The following is a 24,375-nucleotide window of genomic DNA, read 5'->3' as shown; positions in this document are numbered from 1 at the left end:
ATGACGTCCAACTACCACGCTGAAGTGGCCTTCAAGGCCGCGTTGCCCGACGAACGCTACGGGCAGCTCGACTGGACGGGCCTTCGCGCCGCTGTCGCCGCCTTTCTGAGCGTGAGGGTGCCGGCCGACTGCGTCGACGACCTCGTCCAGGACGTGACGAGCCGGGTCGTCAGGCGCTTCGGCAACCAGATGCTCGACGTGGTCGAGTCGCCTGTCGGCTACGCGGTGAAGGTCGCCAAGCACATGGTGATCGACCACTACGAGGCGCGCTCGCGTTCCGTAGTGGTTCCCATTGGATCGTCGACGGAACTGAACCGCCTCGGGCGAACACCCCTCTTCCACCAGCCGTCCTTGGCGCACGAGCAGCGGACCGACCTGATGGAAGTGGTCGCGAAGACCGCACCGGACATGATCGAGGCGATGGCTCACTTCCTGGAGGGCTACACCATCACCGAGATCGCGGAGATCACCGGCCACCCCCGTGAGCGCATCTACGACGTGTTCCGGGAAGTCGCGCTCCGGCTCGACGGCAACACCCGCCCCACCGCTCCTGCCCAGGGGACCACTGAGGAGGACGAGGACAACACGATCGTCAGCGTCTTCAAGTCGCTCGGCAGGCGTCAAGCCGAGGTGCTCAGGCTGTCGGCCGAAGGGCGCAAGCCCCGCGAGATCGCAGAGCTCCTCGGGATCACCCAAAACGCTGCCCGGGTGAACAAGTCCATCAGCCTCAAGACCATCCGGGCACACGTCGGAGCGGTCGAAACCGAAGAGATCCTGGCCGAGGTGCGCATGATCGCCTGGCGCACCGAGGCACAACTCGCCAGCTGACACACACCTCAGGGGCTTTGCGTCACGGACATGTCTGTGACGCAAAGCCCCTGATCAGCATCGTCCCCCTGCATCGAACTGCAGATAATCGCGGTCGTGCAGGTGATGGCCGCTTCCACCCGTGACGGGAATTCCGACCACTGGTTGGACCGCTTCGACGACCTCTGGCAGAAGGCCCGGGCCGACGAGACGAAGCCGGCCCACTTCGACGGCCTCGGACTCGAAGAGGCCGTCGAGGTGGCCCAGCGCCTGCACGAGCAGCGGGCCGCGCTCCTCGAGGAACAACTGTCCGCCGAGCGCGAGTTCATTCGCCGGGCAGCACTGCTCCTCGACGGCGACAAGCCCGACTGGTGGGGCCTGCTCGACGCGTACGACCAGGTCAGAGCATGGGCGGTCAAGGGTTACCTCGACCGCTGGAAAGAACGCGTCGGCTTCGACCGCCCGGCGATCCGCCGGTTCGCCCACGCGTCGCCGAAGAGCGCGGACGGCGTCTGGAAGGGGAGCACGGGGTGGGAAGGGCTGGACGGAACGGTGGTACCCCCGCGGTGGAAGGACGTCGTCTACGCCTTGTTCGACGAGCACGACAGACCGGTCTACGTGGGCATGACCAACCAGTTCCGAGTCCAGGCGAAACGCCTCCACCGGCAAGGACATGTGTGGACGGCGTGGCCGTGCGACAACCGCGCCGACGCCGTACGACGACGCAAGGAGGTGATCAGGCGGTACGGCTACGCGCGCCACTAGGGCCGAACCCCTCTGCGCGGGGGTTCGGCACAAGTCGCGCTGCGATCGGTGCGCCCGTCGAACGGGTGCTTGGTCGTTCCTCGTGTGAGCCGGCTCAGCACGACACGTTTGTCCACTGACGAGCTCACAAGGTGGGCGTCCCTCTGTCTGGTCGACACCCAAGTCGATCACGAGCATGTGGGGCGCAGTACACCTAGAGCAGTGCGTTGAGCCTGGTGAACAGGTTCTGGAAGCGGTTTCGGGTGTCGGCGTCGATCCGTTCGAGCAGGCTGCCGGGAGAGCGCATGAGGTGGTTGGCGGGCTGGTAGTGGTCGAAACGGCCACCGTGGAGGGCTTCGACCTGCTTGACGACGCGACCACCGCCGTTGAGCTCGGACTTGGCGAACCTGCCCACTTCGGAGTCGGCGAGCAGTTCGAGGTACCAGTCGGTGTCGAACAGGTCCTCGATGTCGGCTTCGGTGGTGCCGGTGATCTCGGTGAGGTAGATCAGGCGACCGTTGTCGAGCAGGCCGCGGGTGGCCAGCTGGGCGATGCGCTGGTTGCCGCCCGCGGCGACGTCCATCAGCACGGCGATGTTCAGGTCGCTGCCGCCGAGCAGGGAGACGAACGAGGGCACCTTGTCCAGGCCGCCGACGGGGGTGATGGTCCAGCGCGGGTCGAGCGGGGTGCCACCGGCCTGGCGGACCACCTCGCTCATGACGGTCAGGTACACGACGTCGGAGGGCCCTTCGACCAGCAACTGGTGCGGGCCGATGACCAGGGTTTGGGTCATGTCGACCCCGAGGGCGCCCAGCAGCGGGAACACCGTGTCCGCCCGTGCCTTCCAGATGTCCTGGCTGATCGTGGTGCCTTTGTCGTCGACGTCCTCGACGGTGCGGCAGCGTTCCAGCCTGGTCGGTTGGATCATGAACAGCGAGTGGGTGGTGTAGACGACCTGGTGGTGCGGGGCGAGGCGTTCCTCGACGTAGCGCAGCAGGTCGGCCTGGGCCTTGGCGTGCAGGTTCAGCCCCGGCTCGTCGAGCAGGACGATCCGCCGCTCGGCGTCGGTGTACTCCGAGAACGCGGCCAGGAACGAGAAGAACCAGATGAAGCCCTTCGAACGACCCGACACGTCCAGCGTGACCCGGTGCCGCTGGTTGCGGATACGGATGTGCAGCCACGGCTCCGTGCGGTGCGGCGCCTGCGGGGTGGGCACGGCCTTGAACTCGATGTCGAGTTCGACCGACAGGTCCTGGTTCTGCGTCCAGTAGTCGAACAGTTGGTCGGTCAACTCGTTCGCCGCGGCCTCCAGCGCGGCCTTACGGCTCTCGTAGGAGTCCTCGGTGAACTCCTCCGACTCCACCCCGGCCAGCCGCAGCAGCGACAACGCGGTCCGCTCCTCCGGCTTGAGGTCGTCCTCGGCGACCTCCTGGAGCCTGCGGATCGACACGCTGCCGGGCAGCACGTTGTACTCGTCGAAGTACTGGAACTTCGGCAGCCGCCGGTGCAGGACCCTTCCGATCTCGGCGTCCAGATCCCGTCCGGCGAGCTCCTCGGCCAGCCGGACCGCCGCGTCGGCGTCCTCGTCGGCGCGCAGAGCGGCGATCAAGTCCTCAATGGTCTTGGCATCGGCGTACCGCCCGACCTCCAGACCCGCTTTGGCCACCAGATGACGTGCCGCAGCCAGGCCGTCGATGGTCCGCTGTCCCTCGTACCACGTCTTGTCGCTGTTGTACCTGCGGCTGACGACAAGCGTGTCGCCCGTGAGCGCGCCGGGCCCGAACTGCCCGGTCACCGCATCGACGTCGGCCTGTTCGAGCCGGAAGGCCACCCTCACCGGCACGGCCTCGGAGATCGCAGCCCTGTCCCGGGCCCGGTAGCGCCGGGGGTAGTCCCGCAGGTCCTCGAAGCCGGTCGGGTGCCCGCTGGGCAGCGGGTTCACCCGGTACAGGGCCTCCAGGGCCGCGGTCTTGCCCGACTCGTTCTTGCCCACCAACGCCGTGACGTCGTCGGCCAGGGTGAACTCGGTGGAGTCGCTGATGCTCTTGAACTTGGCGATGTGGGCGGACAGCAAACGCATGGACGTTCTCTTCCCGGTCAAGACGGTTACGGCGGCTGCCCCGACAGCGGCTCCACAGTACGTCGAGGGTCCGACAGTCCTCGTCCTGTTTCGAGATCGCACGGTGTTTCACCGTGCATTATTCGGTGTCCACTGAAATAATGATGACTGCCATCATTCGAGCCTGTCGACCAGCTGTGACGAGGAGTAACGAGTGGACGGGAAGCCGAGCAAAGCGGACCAGGAGACCGCCGTGGCCGCCGGTTTGGCCGCGGGGTGCATCAACCTGGGCATTTCAGCGGTCACCTCGGCCGTCGGTGACCTCGAGTCGGCCTTTCGGCGCGCCTGGCAGTCATGGCCACCGGCGGTCCGGTTCCCCGCTGTGCGCCCCGACATGACGAACAAGGTGTTGGTCCGCATCATGCACGCCAGTCCGCGGCGACGGGGTGCGGTCGTGGCCGAATGGCAGCCCGACGGTCCGTGGTGGATCCCCACGTGGCGCTTCGACGCCGACCTCTACGACCCGGGAGAGATGCTGGAGGAGAACACCGGACTCCCGTCGGCCGACTGGACGGAGCTCGCGGAGCGCTTCGCTGGACACCTGGACGAAGACCAGGTCCGCCGCTGTTGATGTGGGCCACCTCGAGGCCCGATGCACTCCGGAGAAGAGGTCGAGGTGTGATGCCCGGTCAGGAGAGTCCTCGCGACGCCACCGCACTGGTTCCCGTCTATCCCTTCAACCGGCCCGGCCAGGACATCGTCCTGTACGACGGTCCGCTGCTGGAGGTCGACGGCGGTGAGTTCAACGGCTCGGTCCGGGTGCGGTGCGGCTCCGAACTGGACATCGTCTGGCGACTGGACGACATCCCGCCCATGCCCTGGGCGCTGAACAGCTTCGACGAGCCGGACCTCCGCCTGCAGGTCCACCTGCCGAGCGGTGTGCACCCGGTCGACGGTCCACGCCGCACCCTCGACACCGGCCGGTTCAACGCACCCACTCTCGGCAACGGCGAAGCCCGACTGCGCCGCGTCGTGCTCCACTGGATGAACTTCCCGGCAATCCGTAGCCCGGGGGTCATCGAGCAGCCCGAGGCCGGCGGACGGCGACGTTGGACCGGCCGCTGGCAGGTCACCGTGGACCTGTGGCAACTGACGATGGACTGCCGTCCCGACCACTCCGACGTGTGGGCCGTGCTACGGGAGGAGAACAACTTCGTCATGACCCACGTCATGGAGATCACCCGCGTCGACGGGGCCGACTTCACCCCGGGCGATGTCGAGCCACTCCTGCAGGCCCTCCACTTCGGCGCGTCCTTCGGCTTCGGCCGCTGGGTGGCACCCGCGATCCCCGTCGGTTTCGACTCCGGGGACGCCATCGTCTGGCAGCGCTGGGTACCGGCCTTCTGCGATCCCGCCCGCAAGGGCGCCTTGGCCTGGCTGTTCGAATCCCGTTCACACGACCTGCACGACCTGCTGACGCGCGCCTACGCGGCATTCGCCGATCCGGACCGGGAGCACACCACCAGGCTGCTGCTGTCGATGGCCATCGAGAGCAACCACACCGGCCGCGTCGAGCAACGGATCATGACCGCGTTCTCGGCGATCGAACTGCTCACCTGGGTCACCCTCGTGCTGGACGAAGGCATGAGCAAGAGCCGGTACGACAACCTCCGCGCCGAGGGCAGGCTGCGGAGGCTGCTGGCGACCGCCCGCGTACCGCTGGAAGTCGACAGCAGCCTCCAACCCGCTCTCGCGCGATTCGCCCGAGCCCAGGCACCGGACGGTGTCGACGGCCCCACTGCGGTGAGCAGGATTCGCAACCGCCTGGTGCACCCGAAAATGCCCAGGGACGAGGTGCACGACATCAAAGGACTGCTCACCGACATCTGGCTGCTGACCCGCCACTACCTCAACATGCTGATCCTCAAGTGGTTGAACTACGGCGGCTCCTATCAAACCGTTCTCGCCCCGGGCGGTTGGGCGGGCGACACCCGTCCCGTGCCCTGGGTGGTTGCGTCCAAGTGAGAAGATTTCGGTTGACACTGAAGTTATTACATTGCTCGCCCTGCCCGTTGCACACCGGCTTGTCGGACCACGGAGGCGGCCACGCGATGTCGCGGTGACCACGGCGAGCGAAGCTCGCCGTGGTCGGCAGCGTCGTGGTGGCGAGCAGCGTGCTGAACCCCTGGATAGCAGGCCCAAGGTGCTCGTTGAAAGCAGGAGAAGCAGGGAGCGGCCACAGTTGCCAGGCTATGCCGGAGGTATGACCGGACGCCGAACAGCACCTCCCGGCGGTGGATTGGGAACTCGTAGACGCCCCGGCTCACCACCGAGGTCGGCCTCCTGAGGATCGATTCCCCGGTACGACTCCTGGAGCGAGGTACCGCTACGGATGGCGCCGGCCGCCCTGCCCTGGGGACGTAGTCGGATGAACGCGAAGGTCAGTTGTCAACTCGCTCTCGCGATCCCGCAGCACCGGGCAGCCCTTCGTGGCACGCGGCATCGGCAACGACAGCCCTACAGCATTCACGTCCGGGCCGTCCACGAAGACGAGCACCGGCTGTCAGCGATTCGCGAATCCGGCTCGGCTTTCGTGCCAGACGATCCCCGACATTCGAGGCGCACGGTATGGGCAGTAGCGGTACCTGCTTCGGCATCGACGGATCACCAGTCCGCTCACGGTGCGCGCAGTTCCTCGTGTCCGGGGCTGTCGCTGTCGACGACAACTGCGCCCGGCGAGGTCGAACCGGTCCGGCGTGTCGACCTAGCCGGGCCGAAGCGAGAACGGTCGGCGTGCCATTCGCACGTGGGCTGAATGGAGTGAATGACCGGTCACGCCGCCCTGCTTCCCGAGTCCGGGTCGCCGTGCCGGTCGGCTGTGGACTGCCGCGGGTGGCTCTGCCGGAGGTCGACCACATGCGCTTCGGGTACGTGCACGGCTTGGTGCCCGACGGTGTTGTGCAGCGCCCTGCGGAAGACGAGCACGTCCTCGTGCGCGATCAGGTGCAGTGGCAGTCCGGCTTCGCGTTGTTTGCGGATGAAGTCGCGTTGGAAGAAGCTGCCGCGGGCGATCAGGTCGGTGTCGGTGACGCGGGCGAGCAGCGCGACGTTGCGCTCCACGGGGACCAGTCCGGCCGCGCGGCCGCAGGCCGCGATCTGGGAGGGCAGGTCGATCAGTTCGGTGTGTTCGCGCCAGGGGCGGAGGGTGATGACGACGTGTCCGCCGGGTTTGAGGAAGGTGCGCAGGGCGGCGAGGATGCGGGTGAAGCCGGCGAGCAGGCGGTGGTGGCCGATGTTGGCGAGGTTGCCGCGGTCGAGGGTGTTGCCGTAGAGGTGGTGGTACTTCTGGACCCCTTGTCCGGGGGCGACGGAGACCTGTCCGTGGGTGGAGGGGCCGTAGGGCGGGGAGGTCACCACCAGCGCGACCTGTCCGACGTATTCGTCGCGCAGCAGGGTGATGAGTTGGCGGGCGTCGTCGCGGAAGACCCGCGCGTCGTGGTCGACGCCCTGTGCGCGGGCGAGGTCGAGGTTGGCTCGGGCGATGTCGACCCAGTGGGGTTCATGCTCCACGCCGACGGCGCGGCGGCCGAGGCGGACGGCTTCGACGAGGGTGGTGCCGATGCCGCACATCGGGTCGAGCACCAACTCGCCCGGCCGGGTGTAGTGGGTGACCGCGTGACGCACGATCTCGGGCAGCATCTTGGCCGGATGCGCGGTCGACTCCGGGACGTAGGTGTGCTTGCGCTGGGCGGCCGGGGAGGCCTGCGCGGTGGTCCACACCGACACCGCGGACGGCTCGGACCGGTCGTCGCACGGGTCGCTGCCCGGTGTGGCGTCCACAGGGCCGTCCGCGGAGTCGGGTGAGGCGTCGAGTGCGGCGATGAGCGCGCGCGGAATGCGCACGGTCGGGCCGTCACCGGTTGCGCTGGTGCTGTCGGCCGGGGTGTTCGCGGTGATGTCGACAACCGGCTGGACGGCGTGGTGGTGTGTCACGGGCAGGCCTTCCTGGTGGCGCGGTCCGGAGCGGGCGGGGTCGGGAATGCGCGTGGCGCTCATCGGAGGTCCCCGTCGTGGGACGGTGCGCCGGTCGACGGGGGCGGCGGCTGGTGGTCGTGCGGTTGGGCGAAGATCAGGACGTCGGAGTGGATGCGCCGGTGCGGCGTGGGCAGGCCGCGCACCGGCGCGTGATGCCGGGCGCGGGCCCGCGCGTCGCTGGTGTCTTCGTCGTCCGGTGTGTCCTCGCAGTGGTGGTCAGGGTGTGTGTCGGTGAGGTGGAAGCGGCCGTCGCGGAGGGGTGCGTGGACGGCGACGATGTGCTGGAGGTAGAGCAGGTCGGCGTTCTGTCCGGCGGTCACCACGGCACCGGTCGGATCGGTCAGCTCACCTGATGTCCAGTCACAGTGCGTGAGCACGATGAGGATGCCGCCGACCCGCAGCAGGCGGGCCGCGAACAGGGCGACGAGGTCTGCGCCGCGGTCGCCGCGGTCGCGTGGGTGGAGGCTGGTGATGACCAGGTCCGCGCCGCCGAACGTTACCGGCTTGTCGTGGTGCGCGCCCTTCTCGACGGCCGCTGCCGGTGTCGCCGGGATGGTCGCGAAACCCGGATCGCAGCCGCCGACATGGCCGGTCCGAAGAGGCGGGGAGGTCGGGTTGGTCGCGGTCGGATCGGCCGGCACGTGCTCCACGCGAGCGTGGCGGCTGAGGCGTTCGACAGTGTGTACGGCGTCGGCCAGCTCGGGGTTCGGTTCGGTGCCCGGCGCGTGCTTGATGACGCTGTCGACTTGCGGTGACACCGGCTTCGGCCGGTCCTGGTTCGGGGTCGGCCAGGGCAGTAGCACGATCTGCGCGGCGGGTTGGCTGAACGCGGTGACGATCCGCTCCACGAGTGCTGCGGGCCAGGTGGCGTCGAGGGCGATCGGGTGTGAGCCGGCGGTCCAGACGGTGGCCGGAGTGGGTGTGGAGGACGCATCGCGCGACCGCGATGCGGTGGGTTTGGCGGGGCTGACGCGGGTGGTGGTCGGGGCGGTTGGCCACGGGCGGCGCTCCACCGACCGCCGCCCGCCGGGCCGGGTGGGACCGGGGTGGATGGCGTCGGCGCGTACTCGGGAGGGGCGGCGCGCGGAGTGGTCGGGCCGAGTCATGGGTGACCCCTTTCGCCGGGGTTGGGTGCGCCCGTCGGTACGAGGCGCTGATGACACCCCTGAACTCCGGAATACGACCTCTTCGGGGACACGCGATCGGCCAATTTTTTGAATAACTTCACGGTCGACTCGAAGGCGACAGAGGCCCAGGCGCGTTCACGCGGAGCGTGAGAACCCATGCTCGCCGGAAAAGGTTCGCGGTTTCTCCGGTCCGACACCGCGACCTCTCCGGGCATGGTGGCCGCGCGCCGTCATCGGACGGACACAGCTATGACCAAACTGGTACCGAACTAGCACCGCGACCTCGTAACCGCAGGTGGCCTGGTATTACCATCTGGGCGGACCGGATCTTGACAACACCGACCAGGCGATCATGTTCACGCTCGTGATGGATCTTCCAGCGACTTTGAAGCACATCGCCAAGATCGTCGGTGCCTCCGCGGTGCCAGTTCGGTCAGTGGTTGGTGCTACCCCTTGTGGCGTCCTGGGCTGGTCGTTGTTTCCGACCTGCTCGCAGGAGTTGTCCCATGAGTTCACGCAAGGCTGTTCCGCGCTCGGGTTTCGAGCGTGACGACATGCCGCTGGACGCCGCCCGGTCGGCGTTCGAGTGGCTGGTCACCGGACCGCGCCCGGTGTCGGTCGACGGTCGGCTCTTCCCCGGTTTCCCGCTGCGGCGGGTGCCGTTGGACGAGGTGCGCGACCGGCTGCTGCGCCGGCGCTGTCCGCAGGCGGTGCGGGACGCGGTGTGGGCGCACCTGGTACTGCTCACCCGTACCGAGGGCGGTGCCTGGACCGTCGGCGCGGTCGGTGTCGCCCTGCCCGCGCTGACCTCCATCGCCGCCACGCTCTCGGCGCGCTTCGCGGACAATCCGACCGACATTCACGCCGCGGTGTTGGCCGGGTTCGTCGCCGAACTCGGCGCGGTGGACCTGCGTCGGCCGCGCATCATGTTGCGTCTGCGGTGGGCCGCCTACCGGGCCGGGCACGCGTGCGTGCGGGAGGCGTTGGACGCGCCGGTGCCCTCGGGACACGGGTTCCACTCGATGCTGCCGCCGCCTCCATGGGGGCACCCGGACTTCGTGCTCGCCCGTGCCGTGGCCGAGCGCGCCATCACCGCCGCCGAGGCCGAACTGATCGGCTCCACCCGCCTGGAAAGCGTGTCGCTGGCCGCCGCCGCAGCAGCGCGTGGCCTGTCCCGCGAGGCGGTGAAGAAGGCCCGTCGGCGTGCCGAGCACCGCCTGCTCGCCTACCTGCGAGACGACGCTCCCGACACCGCGCACACCGGCCCCGGCGAGGACGACCCGGCGAGCAGGGCGGTCGACACGGTGACCATCACCAACGCCGCCGAACACGCCACGCCGTCACCCACGGTCACGGGTTCGTCCGGGCGTGCCGCTCGGAAATCCGCAGTGCGGATGTCCCCGCGGGGCCGATTTTCCGGAGTTCAGGGATGCGGGAGGACACCGGTCTCCCCCGCGCACACCACGTCCTCGCCCGAGTCGCCGCAACGGCTGTCGGGCTCTACTCCGGGAGTGCCACGATGCGCCTGACCCTCTCCAACTGTCCACGCCCGAAGACCACCACACCTGCAACAACCTCCGCACCGCAACGCGACCATCGCCGGAGGGCGTGTCGATGGGTGGTGTCGGTGGTCGGTCTGGTCGTGCCGGTGCTGCTGGCGTCCGGGGTGGCGGCCCATGCGGACACGGTGGTGCTGGCGGTCGCCGGGAGTGTGGACGAGGTGCTGAACAACATCCGCAACTGGTTGATGGGCATCCTCGCCGGGCTGGCGACGGTGTCCCTGACCGTGGGGGGCGTGCGTCGGGTGTTTGGCGGCGGCGACCCGGGCGAGCAGGAGAAGGCCAAGCAGGCGTTCAAGTCGGCCGGTATCGGCTACGGCCTGGCCGCGCTGGCACCGCTGGTCGTCACCGTGCTCAAAGGGATCGTCGGAGCCTAGCCATGGCCACCGCATCCCCCGTGCACCCGCAGCAGCAACTGCGGGTCGAGGCTTCGATCAGCGTGCGGGCCGTGTCGCCTCCGCGGCAGGCACGGCGACGCCGCATCGTGTGGGTGGTGCTCGTCGGGGTGGTCACGTTGCTGGCCTGCGTGCTGGTGGTGTCCGCGTCCGCGCAGCCGAGTACGCCACGTCCTGCCCCACCGACGGATCCCTGTGCCGGTCCGGGACCGTATCCCGTGCCGTGCCCGACGGGTTCGCCGACGACAGCGCCGTCGCCTTCGGCGCCGTCGAACCCGTGCCTGACCCCGCAGCCCGGACAGCCTCCCCCGCTCGGGTGTCTGCCACGACCAACCCCGACCTCGTCCCAACCCGCCAGCCCGACGGGCACCACACCGGTGCCTCCGGCCGGAGCGAAGTGCGGGATCCTCAATCCGGGTGCGTGCATCGGCGAGGGCATCGCCGGGTTCCTGCACCTGCTGGTCGGCGAGTCGTTGAACGTGCTGTTGGGGTGGTTGGGCGGCACCCTGCTGTCCACGCCGACGCCGGCCGACCTGCCCCGGGTCGGTGAGATCTGGGAGCAGTCGCGGCTGTTCGCGGTGGCGCTCTACTCGCTGCTGGTGGTGCTGGCCGGCGTCGTGCTGATGGGGCACGAGAGCGTGCAGGCCCGCCACTCGGTCCGCGAGATCGCACCGCGGGTGGTGGTCGGGTTCCTGGCCGCCAACCTCAGCCTGCTCGTCGGCGACCACGCCATCCGTCTGGCCAACGCCGCGACGCTGGCGGTGCTCGGCGACGGGCCGGACCCGCAGGGCTCCGGGCAGGCGGTCACCGAGCTGTTCGTGAGCCTGGTGTCGGGTGCGCTGGTGTCGGGCGGGTTGTTCGCCGGGGTGTTGTCGGTGGTGCTCACCGTGCTGCTGGTCGCGCTGTTGGTCGGCTACGTCGTGCGGGTCGCGCTCACGGTGATCCTGCTGGCCGGGGCGCCGCTGGCGGTGATGTGGCACGGCCTGCCGCAGACCGAGGGCCTGGCGCACTGGTTCTGGCGCGCCGGGGCCAGGGTACTGGGCATCCAGGTCGGCCAGAGCCTGGCGCTGATCTGCGCAGTGAAGGTGTTCCTACACCCCGGCGGTTTCCGCTTCTTCGGCGCGCCGACCCCGGACGGGCTGGTCAACCTCGTCGTCCTGATCGCCCTGGTGTGGATCCTGGTCAAGATCCCCGGCTGGGTGATGCGGCAAGTCCGCATCGGCGGCGGGCAACGCTCGTTCGTCGGCGGCTTGGCGCGCGCGTTCGTGCTCGGCAAGACCATGGGCCTGCTCGGCGGCCGCACCAGGAGTGCCCACGCGATGTCCGTGGTGGGCGGTGCGGACCGCGGTGCCCGAGCGCCTGGTCGGCAGGACCCGCTGTGGCCCGCGCCGGTGCGGGAGTGGGGTGGTATCGGCGGGGTGTTCAGCCCCGAGGCGATCGGACGCCGCCTCACCTCCCAACGCGCCCAGGAGTCCGCACGACGACACACCGTCTCCGGACAGCAGCACCTGCGGTTCCTCCAACCCACACCCCAGACACCCACGCACGACCTCGCCGGCTGGAACCCCGCAGGCAGCACCACCACGGCGCGGTTCCACTCCGCGTCTCCTGCCGAGGACGAGTCGACTCCCGCACCACACCCGATCGGCACCGCCGCAGCACCCGTGTTCCGTGCAGCGGGACAGGACGGCCGTCCTCGCTCCACGCCACCGTCAAGCTCCACCACGCCGCTGCGCACCGCGCCCGTGCCGCCGGAGCTGCGGTTCCGACCGCCCGTCGGCGAGGCTGCGGCTTCCCCGGTCCGCGCGAGCGCCCCTGCCCGGGCAGCGGTGTTCCGCTCCGCCGCAGCGCCGCAGCCCGGCGCGCACGGCCGCCGCGCCAGGAGTCACACACCGGCACCCGTACTGTTCCGACCACCCAACCCACCCGGCACGGCACAGCCACCACCGCCCGAGGGGTCACCGGCCCGAGGCGGCGCTGCGCTCCCCCGTGTCCGTCCCGCGCGACCGGCAGGTGAGCACCGGTGAGCAACCCTGTGCGCATCCCGGCCGATGTCGACATGCACGACCGTGTCCTCGGACCGTTGACCGCGCGTCAGCTGGCGATCCTCGCCGTCGCCGGAGCGGTGCTTTACCTGCTCTGGGCGGTCACCCGCACGCTGGTGCCGATGCCGGTGTTCGCCGTGGTCGCGGTTCCGCTCGGCGCGGCCTCGGCGGTGCTGGCCCTGGGCCGACGCGACGGCGTCCCGATGGACACACTGCTGCTCGCCGCAATCCGTCAGCGCCTGTCCCCGCGCCACCGGGTCACCGCGCCCGAGGGCGTGCGCCCGGTCCCGGTCTGGCTCGCCGACGCCGCCGACCAGTCCGCCGCGGGCGACAACGGGACGGCGCGGTCCGGGCGGGTCTCGCCGTCGGCGTTGCGGCTGCCGGCCGAGGCCGTCACCGACACCGGGGTGATCGACCTGGGCGCCGACGGCCTAGCGGTCGTCGCGGTCGCGAGCACGGTGAACTTCGCCCTGCGCACCCTCACCGAGCAGGAGGCGCTGGTCGCGGTGTTCGGCCGCTACCTGCACAGCCTCACCGCCCCGGTCCAGGTGCTCGTGCGCACCGAACACCTGGACCTGTCCACCCCAATCGCCGAGCTGCGCGACCACGCGGGCGGACTGCCACACCCCGCCCTGGAAGCCGCCGCGCTCGAACACGCCGACTACCTCGCCCAGCTCGCCCGGCAGTCCAACCTGCTACGCCGCCAGGTCCTACTCGTGCTACGCGAACCGCTCGACACAACGGTCCCGACCGACGGACTGGGCGGACCCGGTGCGCTGGCGGTGCTCACCGCGATGGCGGACGCACGCCGCAGACCGGCACACGTCGATGCCGGCGCTCGGAGGGCGGCGGAGTCGCGTCTGGTGCGCCACCTCGGTGAGGCGATCGAGCTGCTGGCCCCAGCCGGGATCCTGGTCACCCCGCTGGATGCCGGGCAGGCCACGGCGGTGCTGGCCGCGGCGTGCAACCCCGACAGCCTGCTGCCCCCGTCCGCGGGACTGGCCGGCGCCAAGGAGGTCATCACCACCGCGGGCCCGGACCCGACCGAGGACGCCTTCGACGACGAGAGGTGGCGGTCCTGATGGGCTCCCGCACACGATGCCACCGCCGCGCGGCCGCGTCCCCGGCGGCCGCTGCGTTCACCCCTGACGCCCTGTCCGTCGCCGCGCGCCATCTGGAGGTCGGTGGCGAGTGGGTGTCCAGCTTTGCCGTCGTCGGGTTCCCCCGTGAGGTCCATCCCGGCTGGCTGGCGCCGCTGCTGACCTACCCCGGTCGCCTGGACGTCTCGCTGCACGTCGAGCCGATCGACCCGGTCACCGCCGCCTCGCGGCTGCGCCGCCAGTTGGCGAAGTTGGAGGCCGGGCGGCGCCACACCGCCGAGCACGGCCGGTTGTTCGACCCGCAGGTCGAGGCGGCCACCGAGGACGCCTACGAGCTGTCCAACCGCGTCGCACGCGGCGAGGGCAAGCTGTTCCGGGTCGGGCTGTACCTGACCGTCCACGCCGCCACGGAGAAGGCCCTCGCGGACGAGGTGGCCGCCCTGCGGGGACTGTGCGCGTCGCTGCTGCTCGACGCCAAGCACACCACCTACCGGTCGCTGCAGGGCTGGGTGTCCACCCTGCCCATGGGCCTGGACCTGATCGGCATGCGCCGCACCTTCGACACCTCCGCGCTCGCCGCGGCGTTCCCGTTCACCAGCCCCGACCTGCCCGCCCCCGATCCCACCTCCGTGGCCGCGCCGTCCGGGGTGCTCTACGGCTACAACCTCGGCTCCCAGGGGCTGGTGCACTGGGACCGGTTCGGCGAGGGCATGCACAACCACAACAGCGTCATCCTCGGCCGCTCCGGCGCCGGCAAGTCCTACCTGGTCAAACTGGAACTGCTGCGCAGCCTCTACTGCGGCGTCGAAATCGCCGTGATCGACCCCGAGGACGAGTACGCCCGCCTGGCCGCCGCGGTGGGCGGCACCTACGTCCACCTCGGCGCGCGCGATGTCCGCCTCAACCCGTTCGACCTGCCCGTCCACACCCGTCCCGACGGCCGCCGCACGGCGCCGAAGGACGCGGTGGTGCGCCGGTCGCTGTTCCTGCACACCGTCATCGCCGTGCTCCTCGGCGGTGAGCTGGAGGGGGCCGAGCGGGCGGCGCTGGACCGGGCGATCGCCGCGACCTACCAGTCGGTAGGAATTACGGCCGATGTCCGCACCTGGACCCGCCCGGCGCCGACGCTGGGCGTCCTGCGCGACCAGCTCGCCAACGCCGGGCAGGCCGGTGACCACGCCGCAGGCGAGTTGGCGGCAAGGCTGCACCCATTCGTCGACGGTGCGTTCAAGCAGCTGTTCGACGGCCCCAGCAGCGTCAATCCCGAAGGCCACCTCGTGGTGTTCAGCCTCCGGGACCTACCCGACGAGCTCAAGGGCATCGGCACCCTGCTCGTACTCGACGCGGTGTGGCGGCGGGTGTCCAACCCGGCGATCCGCCGCCCGCGCCTGGTCGTGGTCGACGAAGCGTGGCTGCTGATGCGCCAACCCTCCGGAGCGGAGTTCCTGTTCCGCATGGCCAAAGCCTCCCGCAAACACTGGGCCGGACTGACCGTGGCCACCCAGGACACCGCCGATGTGCTGGGCAGCGACCTGGGCAAGGCCGTCGTGGCCAACGCCGCGACCCAGGTGTTGCTGCGCCAGGCGTCCCAGACGATCGACGAGATCACCCGGACCTTCGACCTCTCCGCCGGCGAACGGCAGTTCCTGCTCTCCGCCGACCGCGGCCAGGGCCTGCTCTCAGCAGGCACGCAGCGGGTGGCCTTCCACGGCATCGCCTCACCGACCGAGCACCACCTGGTCACCAGCGACCCGGCCGAACTCGCCGCCTACGCCACCGGCCCGGACGAGGAGGCCGACACCGCATTCGTCGACCTGGGCCTTCACCAAGACGACCTCGCCGCCTGACCAACCACGTCCGGCCTATGGAGGACTTCGCCATGCTCGTGCGGACACCGGCTGTCCTGTTGCAGCCTCCGGAACCGATCACGCATTCCCGCTCCGATGCCACCGTGCCGTCCTCGATCGCGGTGGCGGCGGGATGGTTGCAGGACTACCTGCGCGACCCCGGCGGCACCCTGCTGGCATTGTTGCATCGGCTGCGTGACCTTGCGCTGGAGTGGGGGCCGATCGCCGTCCTGGTCCTCGCCGGGCTGGCCCTCGCGACCGTGGCCGGTCGGCGGTGGTGGGCCCGGCACTGCCACGAGCTGCTGCTCGCCGACGCCCGCCAGATCACCGTGCTCGCCCCACCCCAGGTCGATCCCGCGGGCGGTGCCGCGCTGTGGTCCAACCTGGTCGGGCTGCTGCGTCCGGGATGGCGGCGAGCGGTCACCGGTCAACCGCACATGGCGTGCGAGTACCTGTTCTCCGAGGCCGGTGTGGCGATCCGGCTATGGGTACCCGGCCTCATCCCGCCCGGCCTGGTGGAACGCGCCGTCGAGGCCGCCTGGCCCGGCGCCCACACCCGCGTCGCCCCCGCCGAACCACCCCTGCCCGCACCAGACGAGGGGCAACGGCGGCTGGTGGTCGGCGGAGAGCTACGGCTGGCCCGCCCCGAGGCGCTGCCCCTGCGCGGCGACTTCGACGCCGACCCCCTCCGCGCCCTGCTCGGGGCACCGGTCGGACTCGCCCGCGACGAGTACGCCTGCGTGCAAATCCTGGCCCGCCCGGTCACCGGCCGCCGCGTGCAACGCGCGCGCCGCACCGCACGGCACGTCCACAGCGGCGGCTCGACCCGGCTGATAGGGCGCGTGCTCGACGCGATCACCCTCGGCCCGCCCCTGTCGAAGCCTCCGGCAATGTCACGGACGAAGACCGGTGCCCTGCACAGCGATCCGCAGACCTCCTTGGAGTACGCGGCGCAGAACCGCGCCATCGTGACCAAGCAGCGCGGGTCGCAATTCGAGACCGTCGTGCGCTACGCCGTGGCCACCCTGCTGCCCACCAACAGCGGCGAGGACGAGCTCCGCAGGGCACGAGACGTGGCCCGCGGCCGGGCCCACTCCCTCGCCGCGAGCTTCGCCTCCTACACCGAGCACAACCACTACACCCGCCGACGCCTGCGCCACCCCGACCGGGTGATCGACTCGCGCCGGCTGGGGCGCGGTGACCTGCTGTCGGTGCCCGAGCTGGCCGCGCTCGCCCACCTGCCCACCGACGCGACCATCCCCGGCATCCAACGCGCCGGAGCCCGCGCCATCGCACCCCCACCCGGCATCGCCACCCCCGGCCCACAGGCCAAGCCGATCGGCGTCACCGACACCGGGCACCAGCGCCCCGTCGCGCTGCGCGTCCCGGACGCCCGGCACCACCTGCACGTCATCGGCGCGACCGGCTCGGGCAAGTCCACCCTGCTGGGCACCATGATCCTGGCCGACGCCGAAGCCGGACGCGGAATCGTGCTCATCGACCCCAAAGGCGACCTGGTCACCGACATCCTCTCCCGCCTACCCCGCTCCGCCGCCGACCGGGTGGTGCTCTTCGACGCCGACACCCGCTCCCGGCCGCCGTGCCTGAACCCGCTCGACGGCGGTGAGACCGACCTGACCGTGGACAACCTCGTCTCGGTGTTCCGGCGGGTCTACTCGGCGTTCTGGGGACCGCGCACCGACGACGTCATGCGCGCCGCCTGCCTCACCCTACGCACCCAACAAGGCATCGCCACCCTCGCCGACCTGCCCAAACTCCTCTCCGACCAGGCATTCCGCAGCCGCGTCACCTCAGGCGTCACCGACCCGGTGCTGCGCGGCTTCTGGTCCTGGTACGCCGAACTCACCGACTCCAGCCGCTCCCAGGTCATCAGCCCGCTGATGAACAAACTCCGCGCGTTCCTGCTACGCCCCTTCGTCCGCGACGCCATCGCCGGAGGGCACTCCACCATCGACATGGGCGAGGTCCTCGACGGCGGCATCTGCCTGGTCCGCATCCCCAAAGGCTCCCTCGGCGAGGAGACCACCCGACTGGTCGGATCACTGGTGGTCGCCCGCACCTGGCAGGCCACCACCGCCCGCGCCCGCACCCCACAACGGGAACGCCGCGACGCCAGCCTGGTCATCGACGAATGCCACAACTTCCTCAACCTGCCCTACCCCATCGAGGACATGCTCGCCGAAGCCCGCGGCTTCCGCCTCGCCATGACCCTGGCCCACCAGCACCTCGGCCAACTCCCCCGCGAACTGCGCGAGGGCCTGTCCACCAACGCCCGCTCCAAGATCTTCTTCAACGCCTCCCCCGAAGACGCCCACGAACTGTCCCGCCACACCGCCCCGCGGCTGTCCGACCACGACCTCGCCCACCTCGGCGCCTACCACGCCGCCGTCCGCCTGGTCCTGCACGGCGAGCAAGCGCAGCCGTTCACCATGCGCACCCGACCGCTGCCACCCGCCGTACCCGGCCGCGCCCGACAGATCCGCACCGCCGCACGCCACACGGCGCGAACCCACGTGAGCCAAGCGGCCGCCACCACGGCCGGATCATCGGATCCGACCCGACGCGTGAACCCGACCGAGCCCGTCATGCACCCACGCAGCGCCGACCCCCGCCGCAACGGCTGACCCCGACCACATCCCGGCCCATCCCGCCGCCCTGGCAGCCGCCCTCGCCGGGACGACTTCGCCCTGCCAACCGGCGAAAGAGTGCTATTCGTGACTCGCACTGTTCCCGACTTGAGCGGCGAGCAGCGTCCCCTTCGTCATCGCCAGCACCCGTTCGGGGTCGAGACTGCGCAGCGCACGGGTCCTGCGGGACACCGTGGCCCGCGTGACGACCTGTCCGTCCGCGTCCAGGTGGAACAAGGTTCCGGCCGTGCCGGCGATCACGAACCCGTTGCTCACCGGGACAACCCGATCAACCAGAGGTTGCCCGACATCGACCCTGCGCAACACACGACCATCACCGGGATCCGCCACGGTGAAACCACCCCTGCGGTCGTGCATCCAGAGCAGACCGTCGATGTACGCCGGCGCCGAGAACCCGAGATCACTCTCGGCGCGAACGACCTCGCGCACCGTCCCCTCCGAGGGCACGACTTCTACTACGGAACGTGGACCGCACCGCACCAGGAAGCGGTGACCGTCGACAGTCGTGAACACCGGCCAATCGTCGTAACTGACGAGCGGCTCAGGCAAACACCACGAACCGGTCTCCCGGAGTTCCCGTCGGTCGATCAACCTCACCATCGGGCTTCTGGGCTCACCTACCAGGAAGCCGCCCTCAACGGCGACAGGGCACACGGTGTGCACGCAGTCATCCGTTTCCCAACGCAACTGTCCCGTAGCCGTGTCCAACAGTCGAAGGGGCGTGTATCCGCGCCAGCCACCGACGAGGACCGTGTCGCCGGCCACTACGAGGTGTCCGGTGAACCCGTGCAGATCGCTGCTCCAGACGCGTTCACCCGTGTCAAGGTCCAGGCACAGCAACTGGTCGGGGGTCTGCGGCAGCACCAGGCAGCGCCGGTCGGCGATGGCGACCGCCCGAGGCCAGGTGCCGACGTGGACGTCCCACCGCGTGGACCCGTCCGCCGGATCGACACTGACCAGCCTGGTGTGTCGCTCATGCACCACCAGTGCGCCCCCGGCGACCACGAGGCCCGCGTCCGAACCGGCCTGATGCGACTGCCTGACCCATTCGACATCGATCACCTCGACAGTGCACCAAACTCCTGCCGTTCAAGGCAATCCGCTTTCGAACTCCCACCCACACCCCCAACAGAACGCCCACAGGAGACCCTTTCCCCAGTTCGGGCAGGTGTGCTGCTCGGCGGCCTGGCGGCGCAACGTCGAAAGACGGCAGCCCTGACCATCTGTCCAATGTTGCACCAAATGCCATTCCGCCTCTTTCAACCAGGAGGTACGCACATGATCACCAATCCGACCCGGCAGCGCGCGCTGCGGGGCCACAAGCCCACCCGTCCCCACCCGCGCGTGGCCAACACCGCCGAGCACCAAGCCGTGCTGGCCTGGCGGTTGACCCCGCGCGACCGTTGGATCGCCCGGATGCTGTGGGAGCACCGGGTGCTCACCGCCCACCAGATCACCGCCCTGGCCTTCACCGGTGCCCGAACGGCACAACTGCGGCTGCGCGAGCTCTACACCTGGGGCGTCGTCGACCGCTTCCAGCCCTTCGTCACCGTCGGCACCGCCCCCATGCACTACGTCCTGGCACCCGCCGGCGCGGCCGCGCTCGCCGCCGAGGACGGCCTGGACGCCAAGGAACTCGGCTACCGGCACGACCGGGTCTTCGGCATCGCCCACAGCCTGCGCCTGGCCCACACCGTCGGCGTTAACGAGTGGTTCACCGCCCTGGTCGACCGCGCCCGCCACCCCCGACCGGGCAAGCAGGTCGCGTTGACGGCGTGGTGGTCCGAGACCCGCTGCGCCCGCCACTTCGGCGACCTGGTCCGCCCCGACGGCTACGGCCGCTGGCACGACGGCGACCGACAGGTCGAGTGGTTTCTGGAGTACGACTTCGGCACCGAGGTCCTGACCAAGCTCGCCGCCAAGCTGACCGGCTACGCCGCCCTCGCCCAGGCCACCGGCATCACCACCCCGCTGCTGGTGTGGCTGCCCACCGCACGACGCGAAGCCACCGCCCGCCGACTGCTCCAGCGAATCTGGCACGAACTGGAGGACCCGCGCACGGTGCCGGTCGCCACCGCGGCGGCCGAACTGCTCAACCCCGACAGCGCCCACCCCAGCCCCGCCGACGAGGTCTGGCTCCCCCTCGACGCCCCGGCCGGCGGAGCCCAACGGCGGACGCTGGCCGCGCTGCCCGACGCCTGGCCGCACCTCCCACCACCGGTCACCAGCGGCGGCGACGACACCCACCGGCCGGACTCACCTCACCCCAGGATCCCGCCACCCCCGCCGATGCCTCCCGCGGTCACGCCGCTCGGAGCCAGCCAACCAGGGAAGGAATGAGCCTGTGCTCGCCAAGAGCGCCCTCGGTGCCGCCGCGGCGCTACTGATCGTCCCCGTCCTGCTCGCCCAAGGCATGAAGGCCATGGTCGACTCGCTGTTCGGCAACCCGTCAAGCATCTCGGTGGACTGCACCACACCGATCGCCGACATCCCACCCGACTACTGCCTGCTCTACCGCGCCGCCGCACCCCACTGCCCCGACCTGGCCTGGACCGTGCTCGCCGCGATCAGCAAGATCGAAACCGACCACGGCCGACTCCAAGCCCCCGGCGTCCACGAAGGCGAGAACCCCGCCGGAGCCGCCGGACCCATGCAGTTCCTCACCCCCACCTTCGACAACGTCATCGCCGCACACCCCATCCCGCCAGGCGGCGCCACACCACCCTCGCGGTACAACCCCCACGACGCCATCCACGCCGCCGCCTTCCTGCTGTGCGACGAAGGGGTGGAACGAGGCGACCTGCGCGCGGCGATCCACGCCTACAACCCCGCCGACTGGTACGTCGACCTGGTCCTCGACCAGGCCACGAAGTACGCCCAGGCCGCCGCGAGCAGCGTCGGCAACGGCGACTGCAACGCCATCCAAGCCCCCAACGCCGCCACCCTCACGGCGATCAACTACGCCTGCGGCATGCGCGGACTGCCCTACGTCTGGGGCGGCAACGGCCCCGACGCCGGCCACACCGGCTTCGACTGCTCCGGCCTGACCAAAGCCGCCTACGCCGCCGCCGGAATCACCCTGCCCCGCACCGCCCAAACCCAATTCGACGCAGGCCCCCACGTCCCGGCCGGACAACCACTGCTGCCCGGCGACCTCGTCTTCTACGGCACCCCCGGCAACATCCACCACGTCGGCCTCTACATCGGCGGCGGACTCATGATCAACGCACCGACGTTCGGGCAACCTGTCCAGATCGACAACTACCGGTACGACGGCGACGACTACGCCGGGGCGACCCGCCCAGCCGCACTTGCACGCCGATTCCACACTTGACCGCCCCGGGTCGACAAGTCTGCACTGTTACCACTTTCACGAGCCGCCCGCACGCCGGGTGCGGACGGCCCGGGGCCGGGAAAAAGGTCATCGTCGTCGCGGTTCGAGGGTCAAGCCGTGGCTGGTTCGCAGTCGGGCGCGCAGGTCACCGAGAGCATGTCCGTCCGAGGTTCGTTTCCACGCCTTCCAGCCGTTCTGGTTCCTGCCGCCGAGTGCGATCGCGGCGCCGGAGGGGTTGGCGTAGGCGCGGCCGTCGGCGAGGACCAGGGTGCCGTCGGAGTGGATACGGGCGGTGTGGCGTGCGCCGCGTCCCGGGCGGTTCCAGGTGAACTCCTCACCTACCCGCACCAGACCGGCGGCGAGCAGGTCGACGATGCCGCCGTTGCCGCCCCAGCCCTGCAACGGCCGACCCACCGGCGCATCCGCCGAAGGCGGGACCGGTTCGGTCGTCTCGGTGTGCAGGCCCATGATCGCGGCGGCGGTGACCGCGACGGTCCATGGCCAGCGCCGGTCCAAACTCCCCCACTCCCCGACCCGCAGCCACCGGCCGTGGTGGGCGAGCAACATCTCCACGTCGACCCGGTCATCCGGGAACAGCTCGTCATCGGGTGCGGTCAGCAGGAGGACGAGGTCGCCTTCGCGCAGCGCCGCCGACGGCTGTTCGAGCAGCCAGCACCCGGCGAACAGGGCGACTTCGCCTTCCCGGTCCGGGTCGGTGTCGTCCAGGACGTCCGCGGCCAACACCAGCATCGCCCAGGCGTTGTCCGGGGGCCGCATCGGCGTGACGGCGACCGACGGGGCGAGGATCACGGCATCGGACGGCAGCCCCTCCCGCCACAACATCCCCGCCTCGTCGTCGCCGTGTGACGCGACGGGGACCGGTTCGGGCACGGCAGTCGGGGCATCACCGTTCACCACGGCCACGGCGGTGGCGGGTGCTGGTTCAGGCGGTATCGACGCAGCGGCGTTGGCGGTCATCAGTCTCGCCTTCCCTTCGGGTTCGGTTCATTCGGGCCGAACGGCCACCGTGTATGGACGCTTCGTGACGGCCGAGATGTCAACACCCAGCAGGAGGGTATGGCCGAAGTAGACCCATATGTGGTGCAAATAATTCTGGAGTTGTCAACCGTCCATAGGAGACAGACAGAGTTTCTTGCCATTCGACTTGACTTCGTGGGGGCAAGGAAGCGTCCATGGTCGTGTGGCCCGACAACCACCGGATGCGCACCGGGGGCCGCGCCCGCTCCGGCCGGGGCAGACCACCCATCCAGCACATCACGTCCTGCGAGGTAGTCATGCCCACCGACACCACCCCCACGCTGCGCGCCGTCCCCGACCCGGCCAGGCCGCGCACCGACGCCGAGGACAAGCTGTGGCAGGCACTGCTGGCCAACGCCGGCAGCACCGCCGCCGCCCTGTCCACCGCCGCCGGGATCGGGAAGTCCACCGCCCCGAAGATCCTCGCCCGCTGGGCCAACGACGGCCTCGTCACCCGCACCGCCGGCATCGCCGACGGCGGATCACGCTCCGCCGACCGCTGGTCGATCACCCCCGACGACGAGCCCGACAACCAGCCCGCGGACGAGCAGCCGACCGGCGACGAGCCGACCGGCGACCGGTCGACCGATGACCAGCCGGGGGGAGATGCCCATCAGCCAGCGAAGCCTGGGCGGTTGGCGTCGGGTGCGTTGCGCGGCATGATCGAGGACTACCTGCGGGAGCACTCCGGCGAGGAGTTCAGCCCGAACGCGGTCGGCCGGGCGCTGACCCGTTCCGCAGGGGCTGTGCACAACGCGCTGGAGAAGCTGGTCGAGACCGGCTACGCCGTGCGCACCAGCAACAAGCCGAAGAAGTACTCCCTGGCCACCGACCCGGCAGCCGCAGCGGCGGAGTAACACCGCGCACGAGCGGCTGCACGGTGCAGTGCCCTCCACGGTGAACCGTGGAGGGCACTGCCGCTTCCGGTGGAGGTGGCTTCGGTCGCGTGTTTCGTCGGTGGTCGGTGTGCACGGATGACGGCGCGATGGCGCTTCTCCCGAGTCGATGGGGCGATGAGTCGCCAGTCGCCTTCTCCAGGCGCGTTCCGGTACATCGCTGCGGTAGGCGACTGCCAGGCCGCGTTTCACTGGAGTGATCGCGGCGAGATCGGTTCAGGTCCTCTCGCGATCACCGGTACATAAGAGTCGTCGCCGTATCCGTGGATCGTCATGGAGCTGGTCCGCGGCACGTCGCTGGACGCGCGGCTGGACGAGGGCGTGCTCACCCCGGCCGAGGCGGCGCGGGTCGGGCGGGACGTGCTCGCGGCGCTGCGCTCGGCCCACTCCGCGGGCGTGATGCACCGCGACGTCAAGCCCGGCAACGTGCTGCTGCGGACCGACGGCAGCGCCGTGCTCACCGACTTCGGCATCGCCGCCCTCCAGGGCGCGACCCAGCTCACCGCGACCGGCGACGTCATCGGGTCCCCGGAGTACATCGCGCCGGAGCGGCTGCGCGGCGACGAGACGCACGCCGCGTCGGACCTGTGGTCGCTGGCGATGCTGCTGTACGTGGCGGTCGAGGGGTACCACCCGATGCGCCGCGCCAGCACGATGGCGACCCTCGCCGCGGTGATGACCGAGCCGGTCCCCCCGCCGCGCCGCGCGGGCGCCCTCGCG

The 24,375-nt window shown here is 70.2% G+C and carries 18 protein-coding genes and 1 pseudogene; 14 read left to right on the top strand and 5 right to left on the bottom strand.

Features of this window, described 5'->3' with window-relative positions; translation table 11 throughout:
- Positions 1–828, top strand: coding sequence for a sigma-70 RNA polymerase sigma factor region 4 domain-containing protein (locus tag EKG83_RS14495; RefSeq protein ID WP_033435781.1), 828 nt, complete (start codon positions 1–3; stop codon positions 826–828).
- Between the two features lie 96 nt (positions 829–924).
- Entirely contained in the window at positions 925–1,572 is a 648-nt protein-coding gene (locus tag EKG83_RS14490) for a hypothetical protein (protein WP_033435782.1), read from the top strand.
- Between the two features lie 193 nt (positions 1,573–1,765).
- On the opposite strand, the gene EKG83_RS14485 is transcribed toward EKG83_RS14490, so the two are convergent.
- A complete protein-coding gene (locus EKG83_RS14485; RefSeq protein WP_033435783.1) occupies positions 1,766–3,631 on the bottom strand; it encodes an ATP-dependent nuclease in 1,866 nt (621 codons plus the stop codon).
- A 193-nt stretch (positions 3,632–3,824) separates the two neighbouring features.
- On the opposite strand from EKG83_RS14485, the gene EKG83_RS14480 reads away from it, so the two are divergent.
- Positions 3,825–4,241: a hypothetical protein gene (locus EKG83_RS14480; RefSeq protein ID WP_033435784.1), complete on the top strand. Its 417-nt coding sequence runs from the start codon at positions 3,825–3,827 to the stop codon at positions 4,239–4,241.
- A gap of 50 nt (positions 4,242–4,291) precedes the next feature.
- The gene (locus tag EKG83_RS14475; RefSeq protein ID WP_153278085.1) at positions 4,292–5,635 is read left to right on the top strand and encodes a hypothetical protein; all 1,344 of its coding nucleotides are present in this window, start codon (positions 4,292–4,294) and stop codon (positions 5,633–5,635) included.
- 807 nt (positions 5,636–6,442) lie between these two features.
- Here EKG83_RS14475 and EKG83_RS14470 read toward each other — a convergent pair.
- Positions 6,443–7,666 (bottom strand): TRM11 family SAM-dependent methyltransferase, encoded by a 1,224-nt coding sequence (locus EKG83_RS14470; RefSeq protein WP_194283020.1) that lies wholly within the window; start codon positions 7,664–7,666, stop codon positions 6,443–6,445.
- Positions 7,663–8,493, bottom strand: a complete 831-nt coding sequence (locus tag EKG83_RS14465; protein ID WP_228122615.1) for a hypothetical protein — start codon at positions 8,491–8,493, stop codon at positions 7,663–7,665. The genes EKG83_RS14470 and EKG83_RS14465 overlap by 4 nt, the downstream gene beginning before the upstream one ends.
- Before the next feature lie 785 nt (positions 8,494–9,278).
- On the opposite strand from EKG83_RS14465, the gene EKG83_RS14460 reads away from it, so the two are divergent.
- From EKG83_RS14460 to EKG83_RS14435, 6 genes are all read left to right on the top strand, one after another.
- On the top strand, positions 9,279–10,301 hold the full coding sequence (locus EKG83_RS14460; RefSeq protein WP_033435786.1) for a hypothetical protein: 1,023 nt from the start codon (positions 9,279–9,281) through the stop codon (positions 10,299–10,301).
- Between the two features lie 98 nt (positions 10,302–10,399).
- Entirely contained in the window at positions 10,400–10,708 is a 309-nt protein-coding gene (locus EKG83_RS14455; RefSeq protein ID WP_033435793.1) for a pilin, read from the top strand.
- 395 nt (positions 10,709–11,103) lie between these two features.
- Complete coding sequence (locus EKG83_RS14450) at positions 11,104–12,753, top strand: hypothetical protein (RefSeq protein ID WP_051767054.1); 1,650 nt, start codon at positions 11,104–11,106, stop codon at positions 12,751–12,753.
- A complete protein-coding gene (locus tag EKG83_RS14445; protein ID WP_084717191.1) occupies positions 12,750–13,853 on the top strand; it encodes a PrgI family protein in 1,104 nt (367 codons plus the stop codon). Before EKG83_RS14450 ends, EKG83_RS14445 begins: the two co-directional genes overlap by 4 nt.
- Positions 13,853–15,718 carry a VirB4 family type IV secretion system protein gene (locus EKG83_RS14440; protein ID WP_033435796.1) on the top strand — a complete coding sequence of 622 codons (1,866 nt, stop codon included), beginning with the start codon at positions 13,853–13,855 and terminating at the stop codon, positions 15,716–15,718. Before EKG83_RS14445 ends, EKG83_RS14440 begins: the two co-directional genes overlap by 1 nt.
- A 32-nt stretch (positions 15,719–15,750) precedes the next feature.
- A complete protein-coding gene (locus tag EKG83_RS14435; protein ID WP_084717194.1) occupies positions 15,751–18,363 on the top strand; it encodes a helicase HerA domain-containing protein in 2,613 nt (870 codons plus the stop codon).
- 84 nt (positions 18,364–18,447) lie between these two features.
- Here the strand turns inward: EKG83_RS14435 and EKG83_RS14430 are convergent, their stop codons facing one another.
- Positions 18,448–19,449: an outer membrane protein assembly factor BamB family protein gene (locus EKG83_RS14430; protein ID WP_033435787.1), complete on the bottom strand. Its 1,002-nt coding sequence runs from the start codon at positions 19,447–19,449 to the stop codon at positions 18,448–18,450.
- Positions 19,450–19,665: 216 nt separating this feature from the next.
- Here EKG83_RS14430 and EKG83_RS14425 point away from each other — a divergent pair, with 216 nt between their 5' ends.
- Together EKG83_RS14425 and EKG83_RS14420 are read left to right on the top strand one after the other, a co-directional pair.
- Positions 19,666–20,727: a replication-relaxation family protein gene (locus EKG83_RS14425; protein ID WP_033435788.1), complete on the top strand. Its 1,062-nt coding sequence runs from the start codon at positions 19,666–19,668 to the stop codon at positions 20,725–20,727.
- A gap of 73 nt (positions 20,728–20,800) precedes the next feature.
- A complete protein-coding gene (locus EKG83_RS14420; protein ID WP_084717195.1) occupies positions 20,801–21,721 on the top strand; it encodes a C40 family peptidase in 921 nt (306 codons plus the stop codon).
- Between the two features lie 87 nt (positions 21,722–21,808).
- Here EKG83_RS14420 and EKG83_RS14415 read toward each other — a convergent pair whose 3' ends face one another.
- Positions 21,809–22,612, bottom strand: a complete 804-nt coding sequence (locus EKG83_RS14415; RefSeq protein WP_153278084.1) for a restriction system modified-DNA reader domain-containing protein — start codon at positions 22,610–22,612, stop codon at positions 21,809–21,811.
- Positions 22,613–22,914: 302 nt separating this feature from the next.
- Between EKG83_RS14415 and EKG83_RS14410 the strand changes: the two genes are divergently transcribed.
- Together EKG83_RS14410 and EKG83_RS14405 are read left to right on the top strand one after the other, a co-directional pair.
- Positions 22,915–23,616: a MarR family transcriptional regulator gene (locus EKG83_RS14410; RefSeq protein WP_051767055.1), complete on the top strand. Its 702-nt coding sequence runs from the start codon at positions 22,915–22,917 to the stop codon at positions 23,614–23,616.
- Positions 23,617–23,928: 312 nt separating this feature from the next.
- A pseudogene (locus EKG83_RS14405) lies at positions 23,929–24,369 on the top strand (serine/threonine-protein kinase); the annotation flags it as partial.
- Positions 24,370–24,375 lie beyond the last annotated feature (6 nt).

Source organism: Saccharothrix syringae, from assembly GCF_009498035.1.
Lineage (GTDB): Bacteria > Actinomycetota > Actinomycetes > Mycobacteriales > Pseudonocardiaceae > Actinosynnema > Actinosynnema syringae.
Note: the sequence above shows the minus strand (reverse complement) of the source record. Positions and strands in the feature narration are given on the sequence as shown.